At 32.4% G+C, this 21,553-nt stretch carries 22 protein-coding genes; 9 read left to right on the plus strand and 13 right to left on the minus strand.

Translation table 11 applies throughout. From position 1 onward, the window contains the following. Positions 1 to 32: 32 nt before the first annotated feature. The 4 genes from VDP25_RS15995 to typA all read right to left on the minus strand — a co-directional run bounded on the left by VDP25_RS15995 (position 33) and on the right by typA (position 5,012). Positions 33 to 1,526, minus strand: a complete 1,494-nt coding sequence (locus VDP25_RS15995) for a hypothetical protein (RefSeq protein WP_334471454.1) — start codon at positions 1,524 to 1,526, stop codon at positions 33 to 35. Next, the gene (locus VDP25_RS16000) at positions 1,523 to 2,902 is read right to left on the minus strand and encodes a class I SAM-dependent methyltransferase (protein ID WP_334471455.1); all 1,380 of its coding nucleotides are present in this window, start codon (positions 2,900 to 2,902) and stop codon (positions 1,523 to 1,525) included. Before VDP25_RS16000 ends, VDP25_RS15995 begins: the two co-directional genes overlap by 4 nt. After that, positions 2,892 to 3,104: a hypothetical protein gene (locus VDP25_RS16005; protein WP_334471457.1), complete on the minus strand. Its 213-nt coding sequence runs from the start codon at positions 3,102 to 3,104 to the stop codon at positions 2,892 to 2,894. Before VDP25_RS16005 ends, VDP25_RS16000 begins: the two co-directional genes overlap by 11 nt. A 108-nt stretch (positions 3,105 to 3,212) precedes the next feature. Continuing rightward, positions 3,213 to 5,012, minus strand: coding sequence for a translational GTPase TypA (gene typA, locus VDP25_RS16010; protein WP_334471458.1), 1,800 nt, complete (start codon positions 5,010 to 5,012; stop codon positions 3,213 to 3,215). Between the two features lie 211 nt (positions 5,013 to 5,223). Between typA and VDP25_RS16015 the strand changes: the two genes are divergently transcribed. The 4 genes from VDP25_RS16015 to VDP25_RS16030 all read left to right on the plus strand — a co-directional run bounded on the left by VDP25_RS16015 (position 5,224) and on the right by VDP25_RS16030 (position 7,900). Next, positions 5,224 to 5,583 carry a hypothetical protein gene (locus VDP25_RS16015; protein ID WP_215924531.1) on the plus strand — a complete coding sequence of 120 codons (360 nt, stop codon included), beginning with the start codon at positions 5,224 to 5,226 and terminating at the stop codon, positions 5,581 to 5,583. Between the two features lie 120 nt (positions 5,584 to 5,703). After that, on the plus strand, positions 5,704 to 6,507 hold the full coding sequence (gene kdsA, locus VDP25_RS16020; protein WP_334471544.1) for a 3-deoxy-8-phosphooctulonate synthase: 804 nt from the start codon (positions 5,704 to 5,706) through the stop codon (positions 6,505 to 6,507). A 70-nt stretch (positions 6,508 to 6,577) separates the two neighbouring features. Further along, positions 6,578 to 7,435 (plus strand): hypothetical protein, encoded by an 858-nt coding sequence (locus VDP25_RS16025; RefSeq protein WP_334471462.1) that lies wholly within the window; start codon positions 6,578 to 6,580, stop codon positions 7,433 to 7,435. Continuing rightward, the gene (locus tag VDP25_RS16030) at positions 7,436 to 7,900 is read left to right on the plus strand and encodes a GNAT family N-acetyltransferase (protein ID WP_334471464.1); all 465 of its coding nucleotides are present in this window, start codon (positions 7,436 to 7,438) and stop codon (positions 7,898 to 7,900) included. 19 nt (positions 7,901 to 7,919) lie between these two features. Here the strand turns inward: VDP25_RS16030 and VDP25_RS16035 are convergent, their stop codons facing one another. After that, on the minus strand, positions 7,920 to 8,519 hold the full coding sequence (locus VDP25_RS16035; RefSeq protein ID WP_215924534.1) for a DUF1684 domain-containing protein: 600 nt from the start codon (positions 8,517 to 8,519) through the stop codon (positions 7,920 to 7,922). A 115-nt stretch (positions 8,520 to 8,634) separates the two neighbouring features. Here VDP25_RS16035 and VDP25_RS16040 point away from each other — a divergent pair, with 115 nt between their 5' ends. Next, on the plus strand, positions 8,635 to 9,606 hold the full coding sequence (locus VDP25_RS16040) for a YpdA family putative bacillithiol disulfide reductase (RefSeq protein ID WP_334471467.1): 972 nt from the start codon (positions 8,635 to 8,637) through the stop codon (positions 9,604 to 9,606). Positions 9,607 to 9,627: 21 nt separating this feature from the next. Here VDP25_RS16040 and VDP25_RS16045 read toward each other — a convergent pair whose 3' ends face one another. Continuing rightward, positions 9,628 to 10,071 carry an Lrp/AsnC family transcriptional regulator gene (locus VDP25_RS16045; RefSeq protein WP_215924536.1) on the minus strand — a complete coding sequence of 148 codons (444 nt, stop codon included), beginning with the start codon at positions 10,069 to 10,071 and terminating at the stop codon, positions 9,628 to 9,630. A gap of 117 nt (positions 10,072 to 10,188) precedes the next feature. Between VDP25_RS16045 and VDP25_RS16050 the strand changes: the two genes are divergently transcribed. Continuing rightward, the gene (locus VDP25_RS16050) at positions 10,189 to 10,584 is read left to right on the plus strand and encodes a hypothetical protein (RefSeq protein WP_334471469.1); all 396 of its coding nucleotides are present in this window, start codon (positions 10,189 to 10,191) and stop codon (positions 10,582 to 10,584) included. Positions 10,585 to 10,638: 54 nt separating this feature from the next. Here VDP25_RS16050 and VDP25_RS16055 read toward each other — a convergent pair whose 3' ends face one another. From VDP25_RS16055 to VDP25_RS16070, 4 genes are all read right to left on the minus strand, one after another. Beyond that, on the minus strand, positions 10,639 to 11,253 hold the full coding sequence (locus VDP25_RS16055; protein WP_334471471.1) for a DEAD/DEAH box helicase: 615 nt from the start codon (positions 11,251 to 11,253) through the stop codon (positions 10,639 to 10,641). Between the two features lie 54 nt (positions 11,254 to 11,307). After that, positions 11,308 to 11,847, minus strand: a complete 540-nt coding sequence (gene sigZ / locus VDP25_RS16060) for an RNA polymerase sigma factor SigZ (RefSeq protein ID WP_334471473.1) — start codon at positions 11,845 to 11,847, stop codon at positions 11,308 to 11,310. Positions 11,848 to 12,092: 245 nt separating this feature from the next. Continuing rightward, positions 12,093 to 12,566, minus strand: coding sequence for an OsmC family protein (locus tag VDP25_RS16065; RefSeq protein WP_334471475.1), 474 nt, complete (start codon positions 12,564 to 12,566; stop codon positions 12,093 to 12,095). A gap of 206 nt (positions 12,567 to 12,772) precedes the next feature. Continuing rightward, a complete protein-coding gene (locus VDP25_RS16070) occupies positions 12,773 to 16,186 on the minus strand; it encodes a methylmalonyl-CoA mutase family protein (protein ID WP_334471477.1) in 3,414 nt (1,137 codons plus the stop codon). A 145-nt stretch (positions 16,187 to 16,331) separates the two neighbouring features. Here VDP25_RS16070 and purU point away from each other — a divergent pair, with 145 nt between their 5' ends. The 3 genes from purU (at position 16,332) to VDP25_RS16085 (ending at position 18,329) form a co-directional block, all read left to right on the plus strand. Continuing rightward, the gene (purU, locus tag VDP25_RS16075; RefSeq protein ID WP_334471480.1) at positions 16,332 to 17,186 is read left to right on the plus strand and encodes a formyltetrahydrofolate deformylase; all 855 of its coding nucleotides are present in this window, start codon (positions 16,332 to 16,334) and stop codon (positions 17,184 to 17,186) included. A gap of 143 nt (positions 17,187 to 17,329) precedes the next feature. Beyond that, positions 17,330 to 18,040 carry a DUF4197 domain-containing protein gene (locus VDP25_RS16080; protein ID WP_215924543.1) on the plus strand — a complete coding sequence of 237 codons (711 nt, stop codon included), beginning with the start codon at positions 17,330 to 17,332 and terminating at the stop codon, positions 18,038 to 18,040. A gap of 91 nt (positions 18,041 to 18,131) precedes the next feature. Beyond that, the gene (locus VDP25_RS16085; RefSeq protein ID WP_334471482.1) at positions 18,132 to 18,329 is read left to right on the plus strand and encodes a Lacal_2735 family protein; all 198 of its coding nucleotides are present in this window, start codon (positions 18,132 to 18,134) and stop codon (positions 18,327 to 18,329) included. A gap of 331 nt (positions 18,330 to 18,660) precedes the next feature. Here the strand turns inward: VDP25_RS16085 and VDP25_RS16090 are convergent, their stop codons facing one another. Genes VDP25_RS16090 through prfA form a run of 3 tightly spaced genes read right to left on the minus strand, consistent with a single transcriptional unit; the run spans position 18,661 to position 21,420 of the window. Next, positions 18,661 to 19,434 (minus strand): ABC transporter substrate-binding protein, encoded by a 774-nt coding sequence (locus VDP25_RS16090; protein ID WP_334471484.1) that lies wholly within the window; start codon positions 19,432 to 19,434, stop codon positions 18,661 to 18,663. A 60-nt stretch (positions 19,435 to 19,494) separates the two neighbouring features. Continuing rightward, on the minus strand, positions 19,495 to 20,310 hold the full coding sequence (gene pyrF, locus VDP25_RS16095) for an orotidine-5'-phosphate decarboxylase (protein WP_334471486.1): 816 nt from the start codon (positions 20,308 to 20,310) through the stop codon (positions 19,495 to 19,497). Positions 20,311 to 20,343: 33 nt separating this feature from the next. Next, positions 20,344 to 21,420 carry a peptide chain release factor 1 gene (gene prfA, locus VDP25_RS16100; protein ID WP_215924547.1) on the minus strand — a complete coding sequence of 359 codons (1,077 nt, stop codon included), beginning with the start codon at positions 21,418 to 21,420 and terminating at the stop codon, positions 20,344 to 20,346. Positions 21,421 to 21,553 lie beyond the last annotated feature (133 nt).

Below are 21,553 nucleotides of genomic sequence, written 5' to 3' on the forward strand. Positions count from 1 at the left end.
ATTACGTTATCAATATAAGTTAACTAAACTATTTAGTCTGTCAAATTATTGAAAACAAATCTCCCGTTATCATCAATATATTCGTAGTAATTAGCACTTCCACTTTCTTTTAAAGGTAAGAAGCTAGAATTCGCTACAGAATTAATAAGTAAATCTTCATTTTTACTTAGTGTATAAAATATATATCTAAACAAGTTAACATTAGATTTATACATTAAATCCTCTGAATCAACATCTTTTGGCCACTTTATACTTAACATACTACTAAATGCCGATTTGATTTCTAAATTATTTTGCTTTCGCTCTATAGACTCCAAAGTATAATCTAGACCAACATATCCACCGTGATCTGCAACAATAATAATTAAGGCTTGCTCATCAAATTGATTTATCTGAGATACGATTGATTTTAACCAATCATTGGCTATTTCTAATTTATCTAAATACTTCGTTCGCTCTATAACTTTACCTTCAGATATATCTTTTCTATGGCTTATATGACCTGGAACGGTTTTTTCAATAAAAAAGAAATTTTTAGATTTTGATAAGGTATCTAAAACAGTTTTAAAATCAGACAACATATCGACATCATGGAGGACACCGCTTTTATAAAATGAAGTTTGAGAAGGTTTAATATTACAATAATCAAAAAACATCGGTTCTCTATCGATTAGAAAATAGGAATTATCGGTTATTAAGTGCGACTTATAGTTGTTCGCTTTAAGAATGTTTAGCACATTATTATTTTCACCTATAATTGCGTTGTTAGCACCATGCGTTTTTAAGGTTGCTTTATCTGTATTAGAATAGTAATGATGTTGCATGGTAAACATCGATGCATTAGAAGTATATGTTGAGTAGTAATTACTTCTAAAGTTACTGTAATTAGTAAAACCCTCTAATCCCAACCAAGCTTCAAATACGGAATTATCATAACGATATGGTTCTTTGTTTATTTCTGAAAAATTGACGTAGCCATCGGGTTGAATTACAAAAATATTAGGCGTTTTTACAAATGTTGTATTTAATTCTTCTGGAGATAGCTTTGCCCAAGTGCTGTTGTCTTGTTGCATTTCAAACATTAATTTTGGCACTAAACCAATCATACTGATTACAGCAAGTAACATCTGGATTGCAACTATTTTTTTGAGGTGTTTTGCAATTACAAAACCTAATACAAATGCGATTATCAAAAGGAGAAGTAACATTTTTCTATTTAGGCTTAATACTAAAAAACCTATAAGCCCAAAAAACATAACACTATTTAAGATAGATAAACCATAAGGTCTCATCGGTTTAAAAAGCTTCATTTTATAACAAACGGACCAAATAAAGCGTAACACCAGTGGTAATACAATGCAAATACCTGCAATAAACAACAATTGCTGCCATGATGCTGCTATGGCTAAATTATTGTTGTAATACTGAAAAAACGGATACAAACCAGCAGCTACAACCACAAGAGTAGCGTATTGCTTACTATTCTTTAAAAAATTTTGAATTGGTCCTGTTATTTTTGAAATCATTTCTTTTTCAGTAAATACAATACACGTTCAGAGTTTTGGATTTCTTTTTTCTCTACAAGTTCAAAATAGTTTAAATAAGAAGATTCAAAATTATAAATATTGTAAAATTCAAAATAATGTTTAAAATCTGCTTTATTATTTAATAGTCGTTGTACCCAAGAATCGTCTCGTTTCGGAAATTCAATAATTAAATATTTAGAAAAAGAACTAAAAAACTTAGCCGACGCATTAAAAGGTACATTACCAGATAAAGACATGTGGTGAATTACAGCTAGTGCAAAAACAATATCTGGTTCAAAAGCTTCTATTCTCTTTAAAAAAGAATCGCGTTCTGTATTGTTTAAACCAATGGCTGGTGAAGGATTTAAAACATCTAATAAAAAAGCCAACATAAATTGCTCCTTTTTTAGTTTCGAGGTTTTATGGTTAAAATCTACCGCGTTATTATCGATATCACATACCAAGGCAATTTCAACCGAACGCTCTAATTTTCTAACAAATGTACCATCATTACCTCCTACATCAATGAGTCGTTCTGGTTTTAGCGTATTTACCCAAGTATTTATAATGTCTGATTTTTTTACAAAAGCATCATTAGTATAGTTGATTTTATCGTAATAATTTCCCCATTCCGAATGTTCCTTTAGGTCGATTTTTTTTATATAATCGTAAAGGCTTTGAATGATATTAAGTTGCCCTTTTTTAGATAAGGTGGCTTGTTTTGCTTCTCCTTTATAATCTTCGTTGTGCTTATCTTCTAATTTTGCCAATAAATGAATATTAGAATACAAAACAGGACTTAACTTAGTTTTCAACGGTAACATAGAGCTAATCATTTTTACAGGAATACCATCCATAAAATTGCTCAATAATTTTAATTGCTGAGCTCCATGATAATGTGCTAACACTAACGGTCCAAAAAAATGGGTAATGAATTGCTTATAGGCTCTCCAAGGGGAATCCTCAGTATAAAAGTCGAATGATAATGTGTCGATAAATACGGCTCTACCTTTATGGAATGTTATATTAAAAGCAGAAGCATCTTTTAAGGAAAAACCGTGTTCTAAGCTATACTTTTGAAGCTTTAAAGTGAGTAAAGCGGCTTCTTTATACATATTGAAACTCCATTCGTAAGGATACGTAACATATGGAATTTTTTCTGCTTGAATTATTATCTTTTCGGGAGTATTTGAAAGCTCTTCATGCGGAATTAATAAATTATTTTTAAACAAGACGTCATAAAACCCACTATCTGTTAGTGCTTTATATTGTTTAAAATATATAGGATTTATAACTCTTTTTATGTTTCCATTCTCCACAAAAACATAACCAGAAGGATCCCTAAATGAAGAAGGATGCGCGTTTTTAACGTTCACTAGAGTTTCGGTTTTCTGTATCTGAATCCTTAACCTCAATATCATCAAAAACATCATCTTCCATAGGCTTTGCCAACCCTAAAAACAATTTGATCTTATACATTAAATTCTTAGAAAAGAGTACGACTCCCGCAACTGCAGCTATAATAGCTTGTATAATCATAGCTCCTAAACCAGGATCGAAATAAAGTAAATGATGCATTTGGATTCTTTTTAGTAAATATACAAAACTTATAATATTATGATGTAAATAAAAAAGAGAAACACTTTTCAGTATTTCTCTTTTATAAATCTATCAATTAATTTGTAATTACATATTCTTATTACGCTTACGATCTACTTCTTTTAAATAGATTTTACGTATTCTTAAGTGGTTAGGCGTTACTTCTACATACTCATCTTTCTGAATATATTCTAAAGCTTCTTCTAATGAAAACTTAATAGCTGGTACAATCTTAGCTTTATCATCTGCTCCAGAAGAACGTACGTTACTCAACTTTTTAGTTTTAGTAACGTTAACTGTCATATCATCTCCACGAGAGTTTTCACCAATAACCTGACCTTCGTAAATATCTTCACCTGGATCTACAAAAAACTTACCTCTATCTTGTAATTTATCAATAGAGTAAGGAATGGCTTGTCCGTTTTCCATAGATACTAAAGACCCATTTTGACGTTCTGGAATTCCACCTTTTAACGGTTTGTAATCTGTAAAACGGTGTGCCATAATAGCCTCACCTGCAGTTGCAGTTAATAATTGATTACGTAAACCAATAATACCACGAGAAGGTACTATAAATTGACATACCATACGGTCGCCTTTAGCTTCCATACTTATCATTTCACCTTTACGCATCGTAACCATTTCAATAGCTTTACCTGAAACATTTTCTGGCAAATCAATAGTCATTTCTTCAAAAGGCTCACATTTAACTCCATCAATTTCCTTGATGATTACTTGCGGCTGTCCAATTTGAAGTTCATAACCTTCACGACGCATTGTCTCAATTAAAACAGACAAGTGTAATACACCACGGCCAAAAACCATAAATTTATCTGCACTATCTGTTTCTTCAACACGTAATGCTAAATTCTTTTCTAACTCTTTAGTTAAACGGTCTTTAATATGACGAGATGTTACAAATTTTCCGTCTTTACCAAAGAAAGGCGAATCGTTAATAGTAAATAACATGCTCATTGTTGGCTCATCAATAGCAATGGTTTTTAAACCTTCAGGATTTTCAAAATCGGCAACAGTATCACCAATTTCAAAACCTTCTAAACCTACAATAGCACAAATATCTCCCGTTTGTACTTCTTCTACTTTTAAACGTCCTACACCTTCAAATGTATGTAGTTCTTTAATCTTACTTTTTACAATTGAACCATCTCTTTTTACTAATGAGATTTGTTGGTTCACTTTTAAACTACCTCTTGTTAAACGACCAATAGCAATTCTTCCTGTAAATGAAGAAAAATCTAAAGATGTAATTAACATCTGAGTTGTTCCTTCTTCAAATTTTGGTTCAGGGATATGCTCAATGACCATATCTAATAAAGGCTCAATATTTTCAGTTTCATTTTTCCAGTCATCACTCATCCAGTTGTTCTTTGCAGAACCATATACTGTAGGGAAATCTAACTGCCACTCTTCAGCACCAAGTTCAAACATTAAGTCAAAAACTTTCTCATGTACCTCATCTGGTGTACAGTTTTCTTTATCTACTTTATTTACAACCACACAAGGTTTTAAACCTAAGTCAATTGCTTTTTGTAGTACAAAACGCGTTTGAGGCATTGGTCCTTCAAAAGCATCTACTAAAAGTAAAACACCATCAGCCATATTTAATACACGCTCTACTTCTCCGCCAAAATCGGCGTGACCAGGTGTATCAATAACATTGATTTTAGTGTCCTTATATATAACAGAAACGTTTTTAGAGGTAATTGTAATCCCTCTTTCACGTTCTAAATCGTTGTTATCAAGAATTAAGTCCCCTGTGTTTTCGTTCTCACGAAACAATTGACAGTGGTACATAATCTTATCTACCAATGTGGTTTTACCGTGATCGACGTGCGCAATAATTGCAATATTTTTAATCTTAGCCATAACTGATGCTGATTTTTAAGCGTGCAAATGTACGGTTAATTCTGCTTTTTTCGTTAATTAAATGTTATATTTTAATTATCAAGCAATTTGAGTTCATATCTTTAGTTAAATAATTGATTTACAATATAAAGCCTATCTGTAAAAACCAATCGTTAATTAGGCGTTTATAACTGTAGTTTTAAAACCCATTTAAACCTTTAATTATTAACAAATGCAAACCATTAATAAATTCACCAAGTTTATCCCTTACCTCTATTTTTTATCGGTAATTACCTATTGGTTTACTACTATAAATAAAACGGAAGGTATTTCTGCTTATCCTATTTTATTATTTGGAATTCCTTTTTTATGGCAACTTATTACGCCTAATAGGAAGCTAAACTTCTCATTAGGAATTGTTTTTGTTTGCTTATCTTCTTACCTAATACTCGCTTATCTTTTTAACTTACTCAATATTATTCATTGGACAGATACAGCAAGAAAACTACTTTTCTACGGTGGTGTTTTAGTGGTTGGTAATTTTGTAATGTCGCTTTGGATGATACGAAATAGTATAAAAAAAGCATTTTAAATATTAAAAAAAGCCCTGAATTTTATACTCAAAACACAAATAACTAAAAATCTTGGTCCCAACTAAACATTCATAATCGTATCTTTGCACCTTAATTTTAAGTTTAAAGCTTTGATAACAATCCCAAAATTAAAACACACGAAATCCAATAATTTCTTTCTACTTTGTGGCCCTTGTGCTATTGAAGGCGAAGACATGGCACTTCGTATTGCAGAAAAAGTCATAAAAATTACAGACAAACTGGAAATTCCTTACGTTTTTAAAGGTAGTTTTAAAAAAGCGAATCGAAGTAGAATTGATAGTTTTACAGGAATTGGGAATGAAAAAGCTTTAAAAATACTAAGAAAAGTTTCTGAAACTTTTGATGTTCCAACAGTGACAGATATTCATGAAGCATCTGATGCGGCAATGGCAGCAGAATATGTAGATGTATTACAAATTCCTGCATTTTTGGTGCGACAAACCGATTTGGTTGTTGCGGCAGCTAAAACAGGTAAAGTTGTTAATTTAAAGAAAGGACAATTTATGAGTCCTGAAGCCATGAAACACGCTGTACAAAAAGTAAAAGATGCGGGAAACGAAAAAGCATGGATTACAGATAGAGGAACAATGTTTGGCTACCAAGATATGATCGTAGATTTTAGAGGTATTCCAACCATGCGCCAATATGCACCAACAGTTTTAGACGTTACACACTCATTACAACAACCTAATCAAAGTATTGGTGTTACAGGTGGACGACCAGATATGATTGAAACAATTGCTAGAGCTGGCGTTGTAAATAACGTAGATGGACTATTTATTGAAACCCATTTTGATCCTGCAAACGCCAAAAGTGATGGAGCAAATATGTTACATTTAGATAATCTAGAAGGTTTACTAACTAATTTGGTGGCCATTAGAAAAACTATCAATTCATTTTAATTTCATTTTCTAGACATATTTTGTAAGCAATCTTATTTGATTGTGACTATCTCTTTTTTACTCCAAGCTTATGACAATTAACTTTAATAGGGCCTTAATTATTGGGGTTACGCTTTTTTATTCAACCTTAGGTGCACAAACACAAGAAAGTCCAAAATACACGTCTTCTAATAAAGGTAAATTCTTTATAAGTTGGGCCGGAAATAGAGATTCATATTCAAAGTCCGATATAAGGTTTAAGGGAAAGGATTACGACTTTACAATTAAAGATGCTACAGCTAAAGACAAACCTAAAGGCTGGCATGTAGATTATATAAATCCAACACGGATAACTATTCCGCAAACTAATTTTAAGCTCGGGTATTTTATTTCTAATCATTATATGGTTTCATTTGGAATAGACCACATGAAATACGTAATGAACCGAGACAAATACAGAACTGCAGATGGTTATATCAATTTACCTGAAGATGAATTAGGAAGCACCTACAATGGAGTTTACAATAACGAAACCTTATTTGTTTCTTCAGATTTATTAAAATTTGAACACACAAACGGTCTTAATTATGTCTATACTGAATTTGCCCGATACGATGATATATCCTCAATCTTCGGAATTAAAAATACGGATACCTTTCAAATAAATATCACAGAGGGATTGGGTGCAGGTGTGCTTTATCCTAAAACCAATACTACACTTTTACAAAAAGAGAGGTACGATGAGTTTCATGTATCTGGCTATGGTTTATCTGTTAATGTTGGATTAAATTTTACTTTATATAAACACTTTTTTGTTCAATTAGAGGCAAAAGGTGGTTATATAGACATGAATGATATAAGAACCACAAATGATTCTGCAGATAGAGCAGAACAGCACTTTTTATTTTTTCAACGTATAATTGCTTTTGGTGGCATTTTTAGAATATAAATGATACAGGTTAGACAAGCACAAATAAAAGACAGTCTAGAAATTAGATCAATTTTTAGAGATACTATTATTCATGTTAATGCAAAAGATTACTCAGAAAAACAGATTGCTACTTGGGCTTCTGGTGCTGAAGATATTGAACAATGGGAAGAACGCATTAATACACTCTATTTTATTGTTGCTGAAATAGAAAATAACATTGTAGGATTTGCCTATTTAAAAAATGGCAATTATTTAGATGGCCTTTTTGTTCATAAAGATTTTCAACGTCAAGGTATTGGATCAAAATTATTACGAATTGTAGAATCTCAGGTTATGATGAATGATTTTGAAGTTATTAAATCTGATGTAAGTAAAACGGCTTTACCTTTTTTTGACAACAAATATTACGACGTAATCAAAAAGCAAAAGAAGAATTATAAAGGCCTTGTTTTTGAGAATTATTTGGTTGAAAAACTATTTTAACCAAACTAAAATTCTGTAATTATTTTACAAAATCCTTAACTCCTGCTTTAATTTCTATATCAACATAATTAACTCTTGGCACTATTGGACAAGAAAATTTTTCATTGTACACACAAGCTGGATTGTAGGCTTTGTTAAAATCAATTTCTAAAGTATCTCCATCAGGTATTTTTAAATCTAAATAACGCCCCCCTCCATAAGTTGAATCTCCATTGGTCTGATCTAAAAAAGGTAAAAACAAATAATCTTCAAAACCTTCCGTCTGCATTAATTCTTCACCTTGATACACGTTTAATTGAAATGATTGTCCTTTTATTTCAAACATTACAACACCATAAATACGCTCCTTAGAAAGTCTATCATCTGTTGTTTTCATATTAAACCACTCACTATCTGGTGTACGTTTTAATACCGCTTTTACAACAAACGTAGAATCAAATTTAAAAAAGTCTAAACCTTCAAATGTTTTTAAATCTTTTGCTTTTAAGGGAGATTTTGAAGCATCCTTAAACTCTGCATTCATTTTTTTCTGAAATGGCGTTTCGTCAACAATCCTTTTTTTACTTTCAGAACAACCAAACGTAAAGATGACCAAAAAAAACAATACCAAATTCTTCATTTCAAATTAATTTAAACTTCAAAAATACAACATATAGAATTTCATTTTAGTTTTATGAGATATTTAATAGTATACATTTTATAATTATCTACTTTAAATGTAATTTTAAACACTTATGAAAGAATTAGATTTAGACGTTTTAATTATTGGAGCAGGCCCAATAGGAATTGCCTGTGCTTTAGAATGTAAAAGGCGAAACTTAAATTATGTTGTACTTGAGAAAGGTGCTTTAACCAACTCATTATTTAATTATCCGTTAAACATGACCTTTTTTTCAACGTCTGAAAAATTGGAAATTGACAACATTCCTTTTATCAGTAACAATCCCAAACCAACACGAAACGAAGCTTTAGAATATTACAGACGTGTTAGTACTTCTAACTTATTAAAGATTCATCTTTATGAAAAGGTAACAGAACTCAACAAAACACCAAACGGGTTTACTATTCAATCTAACAAATCATTATACAATGCTAAAAATGTTATTATAGCGACTGGTTTTTATGACATCCCTAACCTCTTAAATGTAGAAGGTGAAGATTTACCAAAAGTGTTTCATTATTACAAAGAAGCACACCCTTTTTCGCTACAAAACATTGCCATTGTGGGCGCCAGTAACTCATCTGTAGATGCCGCTTTAGAAATTTATAGAAAAGGCGGAAACGTTACCATGATTGTTAGAGGTGATGGCATTGGAGAACGCGTAAAATATTGGGTAAAACCAGATATTTTAAACCGTATTGAAGAAGGAAGTATTAAAGCCTATTTTAATTCTGAAATTAAAAGCATAAAACCTTCCGAAATTATTATAAATACTCCTGAAGGTGAAAAAATAATAGCTAACGATTACGTTATTGCATTAACAGGCTACAGACCCAACTTTGAATTTTTAGAAAACGCTGGAATTGATTTTTCAAAAGATGGCAAATCCATTCCAAATTACAATCCAGAAACCATGGAGTCTAATGTAAAGGGACTTTATTTAGCCGGAGTGATTTGCGGAGGAAAAGAAACCCATAAATGGTTTATTGAAAACTCTAGAATACACGCGAAACGGATTACTAAACATATAGATAAAAACAGATAAATTTAGATTTACCTAAAACACTTATTTTACAGGTTTTATTTCACTGTATTTTATAACATGAGACAGCACAATTTGAGTCTTTGTTTCTCCGTATGTTATAAGCTGATCTATAAAAGCTTCTAAGTGTTTTTGATTTTTTAGAACAACTTCCATTACAATGTTTTCATTTCCTGTAATTCGGTAGCAATTCACAACCTCATCATAAGTTTTAACCTTAACCAAAAACGGTTTTAGCATTCCCATAAATGCACGTAATGTAATTAAAGCTTTGAGTTGATAACCCGCTTCAAAAGGAGACACAAAAGTGGTATAACCTTGAATAATTTCGGCATCCTCCATTTTTTTTATACGCTCAGAAACCGCAGGCGAACTAATACCTACACGTCTTCCGATTTCGGCATTAGACATACGTGCATTTTCTTGCAAGCACTTTAAAATCTTCCAATTTAAATTATCTATATTCATTTAAAGAAACTAAGGTAAAATAACATCAATATTAAAGTAAATATACAAAACGACTTTAAATATTAAAGTTCAATTTCATTTTTAGTGCTTAAATTCGTGTGTATTGCTATTAAAATTATGAGTTACCACCTACCATCGCATTTTTCCGAATTGCCTGTTTACCAAAAGGCTATGGACATTATTGTACTTTCACGAAGTATTTCAACCTACCTCAATCAAGATTTATCATATTTGAATGCTGATGGTTCAGAGGATGAACATATTTATTTTACAGGAGATATTATACAGCAATCTACTAATCTGGCGCCTCAAATTATTAGCGCAGAACAAGAACGTTGTTCTCACAAAAAAAGTAAACATTTAGAAAGTTTAGATCGCCTAACCACTCGGTTATATAGTAATTGTAGGCGGTTAGAAAAATCGAATAGTAATGGAAGGGATTATTTACCTATTCTTAGAGGTGAATTAAAAAAGTTTAGAAAACTAAAGCGTCATTGGATGATGACCTTGTAATGCGCCATAACGCAGCTCTGCTCATGTCCTCTCGGAATTAATTCATCGTTTATATTATTTGCTCTTTATTAGGTGCGCATTACTCATAAAAGCATTTTGGTAGTTCTTTATTCTAGAATTCATATCATCTGCAATAATTACAAACTGACATTTATTAAGACTCTCTGATAATCGTAAAATATGATTATAAGCATTATTTCGACCTAAATAATCGGCATCTTCAATAGCAAATAGCTGAACTTCTCCTAAATGAATTCCATTTAAAAAATAAAGTTTACTCAGACGAGACGGAGTTGCGATTACAATATCTTGCCCATAATACACTTCTGTTTTCTGCTTTTCAATATCGTATTCATCATAAAGCGCATAAATTCTTAAATCTGTGTTTTTGGTAAATCTTTCATACTCCTCCATTAATTTTAGAACATCAGCTTTATCTTTTGCAACAATAATTGCACGCGGAGAATCCTCATAAGCAGCTGCTTTTAATTTATGAATAGCAGTAATTATGAGTGCCGTACTTTTACCACTTCCTTTTGGTGCAATGACATAAGCATCTGATCCCCCTTTTAAAATGGGTAATACTTTTTTCTGAAGCGGATTTGAAGTTTCATAACCAGCGTTTTCTAAAGACTCTTTTAATAAAGGATGTAATTTTTTGAAAGACATGTATGCAATTTTTAATAGTAAATTAAAGATTTACTAATGGCTGCAAAGATACCATTAATGACAGACTTTACAGTCGGCTTTGTCTTGTATTTCTCCAACTAAATGGCCGTCTTCGTTCATTTTAAAACCACAGCAATCCATAAAACCTTGTGCAATCTGTTTTCTTGCACGTTGAATTTGAGATTTCACTGTAGGTAATGATAAGTGTAACTGATTGGCAACCTCTTGTTGTTTTAAACCTTTAATATCGGATAAAAACAAAGGGTCTCTATATTTTTTAGGCAAGCTTTTTATAATACCTCTAAGGCAATCTTGCTCAGAATGCTGATGAGTTTCTGGTTCTGATGCTACTTCTAAATCATCTACAGGAAGTTCTTTTTTACGCTCTCTGAAATAATCTAAAATGGTATATCTAGCAATTGAAAACAACCATGATTTTAGCTTGTCTTCATCTTTTAAAGTATGCAGTTTCGTATGAACTTTAATAAAGGTCTCCTGAAGAATATCTTCTGTAATCACAGAATTCTTAACCTTACTTAAAATAAAGTGTCTTATATCTTCTGCATAAATACCCCAAACATCTTTCGTAGTCATATTCTAAAGTAATTAAAATTAGTTCGGACACAAAACTTTGCATCCGAACTAACACTAATTTAACAATTGCAATTTGTACATGTACAATTATCGCATGTACAGTTTTGACAATTTCCTTTTGAGCAACCTTCACAATTGCAAGTACAATCTTTATTTTTCATGATATCTGTTTTTTATGTTCATATAATAGACGAGATAATCCTAAAAAAGATGCAAAAAAGATGATAATATTTATTAAAGTTGAATTATTTTACCAATATCAATGCATCATGAGCAATTGGAAAATTACAAGAATTGGCTATAAAGCACAAGCTGTTGGCTTCTTTATGTAAACTTAGTGCTAATTCTTTTTGATTAATATCCTTTATAGTCACAACAGGTTTTAATCTTACGGTCTTAAAACTTCCGCTTCCCGAAGCATTCACTTCTAAATCACCTTCAGCACTATCGGTATAAGTTAAAACTTCAATGTTATTTTGAGCACAAACGTATAAATAAGACATCATGTGGCACGATGTTAAAGCAGACAATAATAAATCTTCTGGATTGTATAATGCATCATCACCTCTAAATGGTTTCGCTGCTGAAACGTTTAATGATGTTGCTTTATTAGCTATTGACACTTCATGATTCCGACTGAAAGCTCTAGGGTTTAGCGTGCTTTCACCATCATTGATTTCCCAGTTAACAGTGGCTTTAAAAGTGTGTTTGATAGACATATTATTTTTATTGAATATAAAAAAGCGTTTCATTTTGAAACGCTTTTTTATCTTATTATTATTTATTGAGACTCAAAAACCAGTTTGAGATAAGCGATTCACACACTTTTTGCAAAAGGTAAAAAGTGGCTCTCTGAGATCCCAAAAACCAGTTTGGGATAAGCGATTCGCACACTTTTTACGAAAGGTAAAAAGTGGCTCTCTGCTTACATATTACGTCTATATTGTCCTCCTACTTCAAATAATGCCGAGGTAATTTCTCCCAAGCTACAGACCTTACATACTTCCATTAAAGCTTCAAATATATTTTCGTTGTTTATGGCGCGTTGTTGTAAGTCTTTCAGCAATGCTTTTGTATCGTTTGCTGCATGAAGGTTCGCTAAGGTTTTAATCTGAAACTGCTTCTCTTCTTCCGTTGCTCTAATGACTTCCGCAGGCACAACTGTTGGAGACCCCTTACTACTTAAGAACGTATTTACTCCAATAATTGGGAATTTTCCGTTGTGTTTTAAGGTTTCATAATACAAGCTTTCTTCTTGTATTTTACTACGTTGGTACATGGTTTCCATGGCACCTAAAACACCACCTCTTTCTGTAATTCTGTCGAATTCTAAAAGCACAGCTTCTTCTACTAAATCCGTTAATTCTTCAATAATAAATGAGCCTTGGATTGGATTTTCGTTTTTATTTAATCCTAATTCTTTATTGATAATTAATTGAATTGCCATCGCACGTCTAACCGATTCTTCAGTTGGTGTTGTAATAGCCTCATCATACGCATTAGTGTGTAATGAGTTACAGTTATCATAAATAGCGTATAATGCTTGAAGCGTTGTACGAATATCATTAAAGTCAATTTCTTGAGCGTGTAAACTACGTCCAGACGTTTGAATATGATATTTCAACATTTGTGCTCTTGCATTGGCGCCGTATTTGTGCTTCATGGCTTTTGCCCATATTTTTCTGGCAACACGACCAATTACAGCATATTCTGGATCAATTCCGTTTGAGAAAAAGAATGATAGGTTTGGACCAAACTTATTAATGTCCATACCACGACTTAAATAATATTCCACGTAAGTGAAACCATTAGATAAAGTCAACGCTAATTGCGTAATTGGGTTTGCTCCTGCTTCTGCAATATGATATCCAGAAATTGATACCGAATAGAAGTTACGAACGTTATTCTCTATAAAATACTCTTGAACATCTCCCATTAAACGCAACGCAAATTCTGTAGAGAAAATACATGTGTTTTGTGCTTGATCCTCTTTTAAAATATCTGCCTGAACCGTTCCTCTAACCTGAGCAATGGTATTCTTTTTTATTTCTGCGTAAACGTCTGCTGGCAATACTTGATCACCAGTGACACCTAATAACATTAAGCCTAAACCATTATTCCCTTCTGGTAACTCACCATTATAAGATGGACGTTCTTTGCCTTTATAAAGCTTCGCTATTTTAGCCTCTACTTCTTTTTCCAGTCCATTTTCTTTAATATACAATTCACATTGTTGGTCAATGGCAGCATTCATAAAGAAACCTAATAACATTGGCGCAGGACCATTTATCGTCATACTTACCGAGGTCATTACATTTGCTAAATCGAAACCAGAATACAGTTTTTTAGCATCATCTAAACAACAAATACTAACTCCTGCATTACCAATTTTTCCGTAAATATCCGGTCTTAAATCGGGATCGTTTCCGTAAAGCGTTACACTATCAAAAGCAGTAGATAAACGTTTGGCTGGTAAGCCTGCACTTACATAGTGAAAACGTCTGTTAGTACGTTCTGGTCCGCCTTCTCCTGCAAACATACGCGCAGGATCTTCGCCTGTACGTTTAAAAGGATACAATCCTGAAGTATATGGAAATTCACCTGGTACGTTTTCTTGCAATGTCCAACGTAATAAATCTCCCCAAGCTTGATACTTTGGTAAAGCAACTCGTGGAATTTGTAAATGCGATAACGACTCAGAATGTGTTTCTATTTTTATTTCTTTATCTCTTACCTTAAAGCTATAAATTGGATTTTTGTATTTGTTTACTTTCTCATCCCAACCTGTAATCACTTCCCAATTGTAAGGATCTAAATTTAATTTTACACGGTCGAATTCGCTAACTAAAAGTTTTACAAAATCTTCATTACCGGCATTTTCCGAGATAGATTCTGAAGCAATTCCTGCTTTGTCTAATTTTGGTGTTACTTCTAAAACAGATTCTAATGTTTTATAAATACCGTATAAACGTTGTGCGACTTCAACTTGCGCATCAGCTGTTTTATCGTACGCGCGATTATTCTCAGCAATTTCAGATAAATAGCGTGTTCTTGACGGTGGAATCACAAAAATTTTCTCACTCATTTCCTTAGAAATTTCGAAAGTCGATTTTAATTCTGAGTCTGCCTTTTCAACCAATTTATCCATAATGGCTTTATAAAGCGTATTCATTCCTGGATCGTTGAATTGTGAAGCTATGGTACCATAAACAGGCAAATCGTCTTGATGCACATCCCAAAGATTATTGTTACGCATGTATTGCTTTTTCACATCACGCAACGCATCTAAAGAACCACGTTTATCAAACTTATTAATAGCTACCAAATCTGCAAAATCTAACATATCGATTTTTTCAAGTTGTGTCGCTGCACCAAATTCTGGTGTCATAACGTATAATGCCACGTCTGAATGTTCCATGATTTCAGTATCAGACTGACCAATACCAGACGTTTCTAATATGATTAAATCGTATTCTGCAGCTTTTAAAACTTCAATAGCTTCGTTTACGTATTTTGATAAGGCTAGGTTAGACTGACGTGTTGCTAAACTACGCATATACACTCTTGAGTTGTTAATCGCATTCATACGAATACGATCCCCTAAAAGTGCTCCTCCTGTTTTACGCTTAGAAGGATCCACTGAGACTAAACCAATGGTTTTTTCTGGAAAATCGATTAAAAAACGACGCACTAGCTCATCGACTAAACTGGATTTACCAGCTCCACCTGTTCCTGTGATACCTAAAACTGGTGTTTTAGACGTTTTATTTTTAATATGAATTTTGTCTAATGTCGCTTTTGCAACTTCAGGGAAATTTTCTGCTGAAGAAATGACTCTAGCAATTGCTTTTGGGTTTTTAGTAGGAAGTAGATCTACCTCGTTACTTAGTGTATCTCCTATGGCAAAATCGGATTGTTGTACCAAGTCATTAATCATGCCTTGTAAACCAAGTGCTCTTCCATCATCTGGAGAATAGATTCTGGTAATTCCATAATCCATTAATTCTTTAATTTCTTCAGGGAGAATAACTCCACCTCCACCTCCAAAGATTTTGATATGACCAGCTCCTTTTTCATTGAGCAAATCATACATATATTTAAAATACTCGTTATGACCACCTTGGTAAGAGGTTAATGCAATCGCATTTGCATCTTCTTGAATCGCCGTATTCACAACTTCCTCTACACTTCTATCGTGACCAAGGTGAATGACTTCCACTCCTGTAGATTGAATGATACGACGCATTATATTTATAGCAGCATCATGTCCATCAAAAAGAGATGCGGCTGTTACTATACGTACTTTATATTTTGGTTTATAAGGTGCAACTTGTTCCATTCTTAAAAATCTTGCTTATTTGAGTGGCAAATTTAAGGAATATTCAAAAATCTAAAGCAATAATCATCAATTATCTAAAACTTAAAGAAAGTCAGGTTCACGCGGAATTTTAATTAATTTTAACAATTCATTAAAGATCAATTTTATGCAAAAAATCACATTACTTATTCATTGTGAAGACCAACCCAACATTATTGCATCTGTAACTAATTTTATAGCTACCAATGATGGAAACATCGTTTATATAGACCAACATGTTGATAGAGAACAAAATATCTTCTTTATGCGTTTGGAATGTGAATTTGCATCTAACACATTTGCTCTAGAAAACTTCAAACAGCTTTTCAGTACAACCTTAGCTCAGAAATTTCAACTGAAATGGAAAATTTTCGCTGCTGAAAGAAAACCTAAAATGGCCTTGTTTGTTTCTAAGTACGATCATTGTTTATACGATATTTTAGGACGTTATAATTCTGGAGAATTGTTTCTTGAAATTCCATTCATCCTGAGTAATCATCTCGATTTAAAACCTATAGCAGACAGTTTTAATATTCCGTTTTATCATGTTCCGATAACTGCATCTACAAAAGATGAAGCCGAACAAAAACAATTAGAGCTATTGGAATCACACGCTATTGATTTTATTGTTTTAGCGCGTTATATGCAAATTGTATCTAAAACTTTAATTGATAATTATCCTAATAAAATAATTAATATTCATCATTCCTTTTTACCTGCATTTGTTGGTGCCAAACCTTATCATTCAGCTTATAAACGTGGAGTAAAAATTATAGGAGCAACCAGTCATTATATTACAGAAGTACTAGATGCAGGACCTATTATAGAGCAAGATGTGGCACATGTGTCCCACACGCATTCTATAAAAGATTTAATTGCCAAAGGTAGAGACTTAGAAAAAATCGTTTTATCTAATGCTATTAAGCTTCACACAAAAAGAAAGGTTATGGTATATAACAATAAGACAATTATATTCTCTTAAACACTAAAACACATACATTAAAACAAAAATTAAAGTGACTATTCATATTAACAAGTGTCTATAAATTAAGAACAATTTAGCTTTAAAATTTAAAGCATTTTTACCTATAAGAATTATCTTTACCAACAATTAAAACTACAATCATGATTAAAAGAATTTTTGCCCTACTAATTATTTTCAATTTAACAGCTTGCGCCGAGTTACAACAGGTTGTTGATTCTTTACCACAAGGCACAAGTGATGTTATAGGCAACGCTGATATCGCAGCAGGATTAAGAGAAGCGCTAGACGCAGGTATTGAGAAACAAGTAAGCAAATTAACCGCTGAAGATGGATTCTTTAAAAATGAATTAGTAAAAATAGTTTTACCAGAAGAACTACAGAAAGTAGACAGTGCACTTCGTAAAATAGGATTAAGCAGTTTAGCTGATGAAGGCTTAAAAGTATTAAACAGAGCTGCTGAAGATGCTGTATCGGAAGCTACTCCAATTTTTGTAAATGCCGTAAAAGATATCACTTTTGATGATGCTAAAAATATTCTTTTAGGAGAAGATAATGCGGCAACATCATATTTAACATCAAAAACGCAGACCGAACTTTATAGCAAATTTCAACCTGTTATTAATAATTCGTTTAGTAAAGTTGGAGCAGATAAAATCTGGTCTAATCTAATTACTAAATACAATAGCCTTCCATTAACTAGTGATGTAAACCCGGATTTAACGGATTATGTCACTGGCGAAGCTCTAAAAGGTGTTTATACAATGATTGCTGTTGAAGAAAAAGAAATTAGAACTAAAGTCTCTTCTCGAGGAACGGATTTATTGAAAAAAGTATTTGCTTTACAAGACTAAAACGTTAAAGTCATTATTTTTTGCTACAATTTTCTGTATTTTTAAAAGATAAATCACTAACTTTCAACGACTAACTAATATTTTTTTCGTTGTGGCCCATATTGATAAACTTCTAAATAAAAGGAAAAGGCTAAATCATAAATATAAGCAGCTTATTGAAGATGCTTATAATTTAAGACAAACAGACCACGCATTAAGTGACTTTTCAGAATACAAAGCCACAAAAGTTCTCAATAAACTTAACAAGCTTAAATTTGTTGTTGGAGATGCGAAATTGTACGCTAATTAATTAAAAACCTTAAGTGATTAAACTACATTTAATTATATCCTAATATTAGCATAACATTTAACTTATAAAATATCAGCATCTTTGTAATGCAAAAGATTGAGATAGTAATAATTTTAATTGAAATTATTAATTAAAAGTCGGTATTTAATTAAATACCGACTTTTCTATGTTATAGTATTTTACATTTAATCATATCCTAATATTAACATAACATTCAACCTAAAGAATATCAACATCTTTGCAGTGCAAAAAAGATTAAGTTAGTTAAGTTTTAAAGCAGTTAGTTAGTCAGAAGTCGATATTTAGTTAGGTATCGACTTTTTTATGTTTATTAATGAAGTGTTTGAAAATAGCTATAAGACTTTAGTAAGCGACTACCATACCAAGAGAACAACTCTCCATCTACAATTTTTATCGTTTTTTCTGGAAATTTTGATTGCAACTCCACAACATGAGCTTCTTTAAACGGAAAAGGTTCACTAGAAAGAAAAATCAGATCGGCTTCTTTTAATTTTGGATCATTTAAATCGATTTCAGGATAGCGTTTTTCATTGCTATAACTATTAATAAATCCTGCTTCCGTAATCATAGCATCTATAAAATTGTCTGATGCAGCAACCATCCACGGTTTTTTCCAAATAAAATAAGCCACTTTTAACTTATCTATATCTTGATATTGAAGTTGAAATGCTTCGCGTTCTAATTGAATATTGGCCACTAAAGTTGACGTGGTTCTTTTAATATTAAAAATCTCCCCATACATGGTAATGAGCTCAAAACAATCTTCTAAATTATAAATATCGCTGACGTGAATAGGTGCGATAGCTTCTAGGCTTTCAATAATCTCCTTCGTATTTTCTTCTTTATTGCAAAGAATAATATCTGGACGAAGTGCTTTTATTTTTTCAAGATTAATTTGTTTTGTACCACCAACAACAGCTTTAGATATTCTAAGGTGCTTTGGATGTACACAGAACTTAGTCACACCTACAATTGAAGCTTCCAAACCTAAATCTACCAATAATTCGGTTTGCGAGGGCACTAACGAGATAATTCGTTTGGGTGTTTTTTTGAATTGAATTTCTCGTTTAAGTTGATCTTTCATTTAATTTCACTTTCTAGTCACAGTTTACAAGCTAAAACACACTGAAGACTGTGATTGAGATTATAAACTCAGAATTTCTGACATCTGCAACTGTAATTCTTCAGCTTTTTGAGCTGCAGCTTCTGCAAAATCTCCATCTTGAGATGCATAAATAATGCCTCGAGATGAATTAATTAATAAGCCAATCGATTTATTCATACCATACTTACAAACCTCTTGAAGGTTTCCACCTTGAGCACCAACACCAGGCACCAATAAAAAGCTCTCTGGAATAATTTTTCTAATATCTGCTAAAAACTCAGCTTTAGTGGCACCAACTACGTACATTAAATTTTCAGCATTTTTCCAAGATTTAGACGTTTCTAAAACCTGTTTATACAACTCTACTCCATCGACTGATTTTGTTTGAAAATCAAAAGCTCCTTGATTAGAAGTTAAGGCTAAAAGTATGGTGTGCTTATCTTTAAAAGCTAAAAAAGGTTCAACTGAATCTTTTCCCATATAAGGTGCAACCGTAACACTATCAAACCCTAAGTCCTCTAAAAAAGCTTTAGCATACATGGTGCTTGTATTACCTATATCACCTCGTTTTGCATCTGCAATGGTGTAAATTTCTGGGTGATTTTTATTAAGATAATTGATGGTTTTTTCTAATGCTTGCCATCCTTTTATACCGTATGCTTCGTAAAATGCTGTGTTTGGTTTATAAGCTACGCAAAGATGGTGGGTTGCCTCTATAATTGCTTTATTGAAAGCGAAGATAGGATCCTCTTCTTTTAATAAATGCTTTGGGATTTTATTTAAATCGACATCTAAACCTATGCAGAGAAAGGATTGCTTTTTTTTAATTTGGTCTATAAGCTGTTGTGTGGTCATAGTATAAAAAAAGCCTCAAAAAGAGGCTTCAATTTAAATTACATCATCGTTCGCCTTTAACAACTCAGTGTTTTCAGCTAACATTAATTCGTCTATTATTTTTTGAATATCACCATTAATGATATTTGATAAATCATAAAGGGTTAATCCTATTCTATGATCTGTTACTCGTCCTTGAGGATAATTATAGGTTCTAATCTTAGCAGACCTATCACCAGAACTCACCATACTTTTACGTTTTTCAGAATCGGCAGCTTGTTGTTTTGCTAATTCTAAATCGTATAAACGCGAACGTAATACTTTTAAGGCTTTTTCTAAGTTTTTATGAGATGATTTCTGATCTTGACAACTTACAATCATACCTGTTGGTTCGTGATGTAACTTAATAGCCGAGTACGTTGTATTTACTGACTGACCACCAGGACCTGTTGATGTGGTACGCTCTATACGTACTTCCGTCATGTCTAATTCATAATCAAACTCTTCCGCTTCTGGCAATACCATAACGGTTGCTGCACTTGTATGTACACGACCTTGAGTTTCTGTTTGTGGTACACGTTGCACACGGTGTACACCAGCTTCAAACTTTAATGTTCCGTAAACATCTTCTCCAGAAACTTCAAAAATAATTTCTTTAAAACCACCAGATGTTCCGTCACTCTGACTTACCACATCGACTCTCCAGCCCTTATCACTACAATATTTAGAGTACATTCGGTATAAATCACCTGCAAAAATACTCGCTTCGTCACCACCTGTACCTGCACGTACCTCAACAACAACGTTTTTAGCATCATCAGGATCTTTAGGAATCAACATAAAACGAATCTCCTCTTCAAGTTTATCAATGGTTTCTTTTGATTCTTCAAGTTGCATTTTAGCCATATCTACCATTTCGGCATCAGAACCATCTGCAATAATTTCTTCAGCTTCAGAGATATTATCTAAGGCCTCCTTGTAAACTTCTCCTTTGTCTACAATTAATTTTAAATCCTTGTATTCTTTCATCAGCTTCGTGTAGCGTTGCTGATCTGATATAATATCTGGTTGAATGATAAGATCATTTACCTCATCAAAACGTTGTTTTATTATCTGTATTTTCTCTAACATCTCTCTTCAAAATTGGATTTCAAAAATACGATAAATTATGGATTTTGAAACGTTGGATATCAGGACATTTTAACTTAAAAAAAATAAAACACATAAAACATACGTTATCTATCAAGTATGTATCGATTCCTAG

The organism is Winogradskyella sp. ECml5-4, from assembly GCF_036903175.1.
In the GTDB taxonomy this organism is placed as follows: Bacteria; Bacteroidota; Bacteroidia; order Flavobacteriales; family Flavobacteriaceae; genus Winogradskyella; species Winogradskyella damuponensis.

Excerpts from the sequence above, each read along its gene's own strand:
- VDP25_RS15995 (WP_334471454.1), bottom strand. The coding sequence starts at position 1,526 with ATGATTTCAAAAATAACAGGACCAATTCAAAATTTTTTAAAGAATAGT.
- VDP25_RS16005 (WP_334471457.1), bottom strand. The coding sequence starts at position 3,104 with ATGCATCATTTACTTTATTTCGATCCTGGTTTAGGAGCTATGATTATA.
- typA (WP_334471458.1), bottom strand. The coding sequence starts at position 5,012 with ATGGCTAAGATTAAAAATATTGCAATTATTGCGCACGTCGATCACGGT.
- VDP25_RS16015 (WP_215924531.1), top strand. The coding sequence starts at position 5,224 with ATGCAAACCATTAATAAATTCACCAAGTTTATCCCTTACCTCTATTTT.
- VDP25_RS16025 (WP_334471462.1), top strand. The coding sequence starts at position 6,578 with ATGACAATTAACTTTAATAGGGCCTTAATTATTGGGGTTACGCTTTTT.
- VDP25_RS16030 (WP_334471464.1), top strand. The coding sequence starts at position 7,436 with ATGATACAGGTTAGACAAGCACAAATAAAAGACAGTCTAGAAATTAGA.
- VDP25_RS16035 (WP_215924534.1), bottom strand. The coding sequence starts at position 8,519 with ATGAAGAATTTGGTATTGTTTTTTTTGGTCATCTTTACGTTTGGTTGT.
- VDP25_RS16040 (WP_334471467.1), top strand. The coding sequence starts at position 8,635 with ATGAAAGAATTAGATTTAGACGTTTTAATTATTGGAGCAGGCCCAATA.
- VDP25_RS16045 (WP_215924536.1), bottom strand. The coding sequence starts at position 10,071 with ATGAATATAGATAATTTAAATTGGAAGATTTTAAAGTGCTTGCAAGAA.
- VDP25_RS16050 (WP_334471469.1), top strand. The coding sequence starts at position 10,189 with ATGAGTTACCACCTACCATCGCATTTTTCCGAATTGCCTGTTTACCAA.
- VDP25_RS16055 (WP_334471471.1), bottom strand. The coding sequence starts at position 11,253 with ATGTCTTTCAAAAAATTACATCCTTTATTAAAAGAGTCTTTAGAAAAC.
- sigZ (WP_334471473.1), bottom strand. The coding sequence starts at position 11,847 with ATGACTACGAAAGATGTTTGGGGTATTTATGCAGAAGATATAAGACAC.
- VDP25_RS16065 (WP_334471475.1), bottom strand. The coding sequence starts at position 12,566 with ATGTCTATCAAACACACTTTTAAAGCCACTGTTAACTGGGAAATCAAT.
- VDP25_RS16070 (WP_334471477.1), bottom strand. The coding sequence starts at position 16,186 with ATGGAACAAGTTGCACCTTATAAACCAAAATATAAAGTACGTATAGTA.
- purU (WP_334471480.1), top strand. The coding sequence starts at position 16,332 with ATGCAAAAAATCACATTACTTATTCATTGTGAAGACCAACCCAACATT.
- VDP25_RS16080 (WP_215924543.1), top strand. The coding sequence starts at position 17,330 with ATGATTAAAAGAATTTTTGCCCTACTAATTATTTTCAATTTAACAGCT.
- VDP25_RS16090 (WP_334471484.1), bottom strand. The coding sequence starts at position 19,434 with ATGAAAGATCAACTTAAACGAGAAATTCAATTCAAAAAAACACCCAAA.
- pyrF (WP_334471486.1), bottom strand. The coding sequence starts at position 20,310 with ATGACCACACAACAGCTTATAGACCAAATTAAAAAAAAGCAATCCTTT.
- prfA (WP_215924547.1), bottom strand. The coding sequence starts at position 21,420 with ATGTTAGAGAAAATACAGATAATAAAACAACGTTTTGATGAGGTAAAT.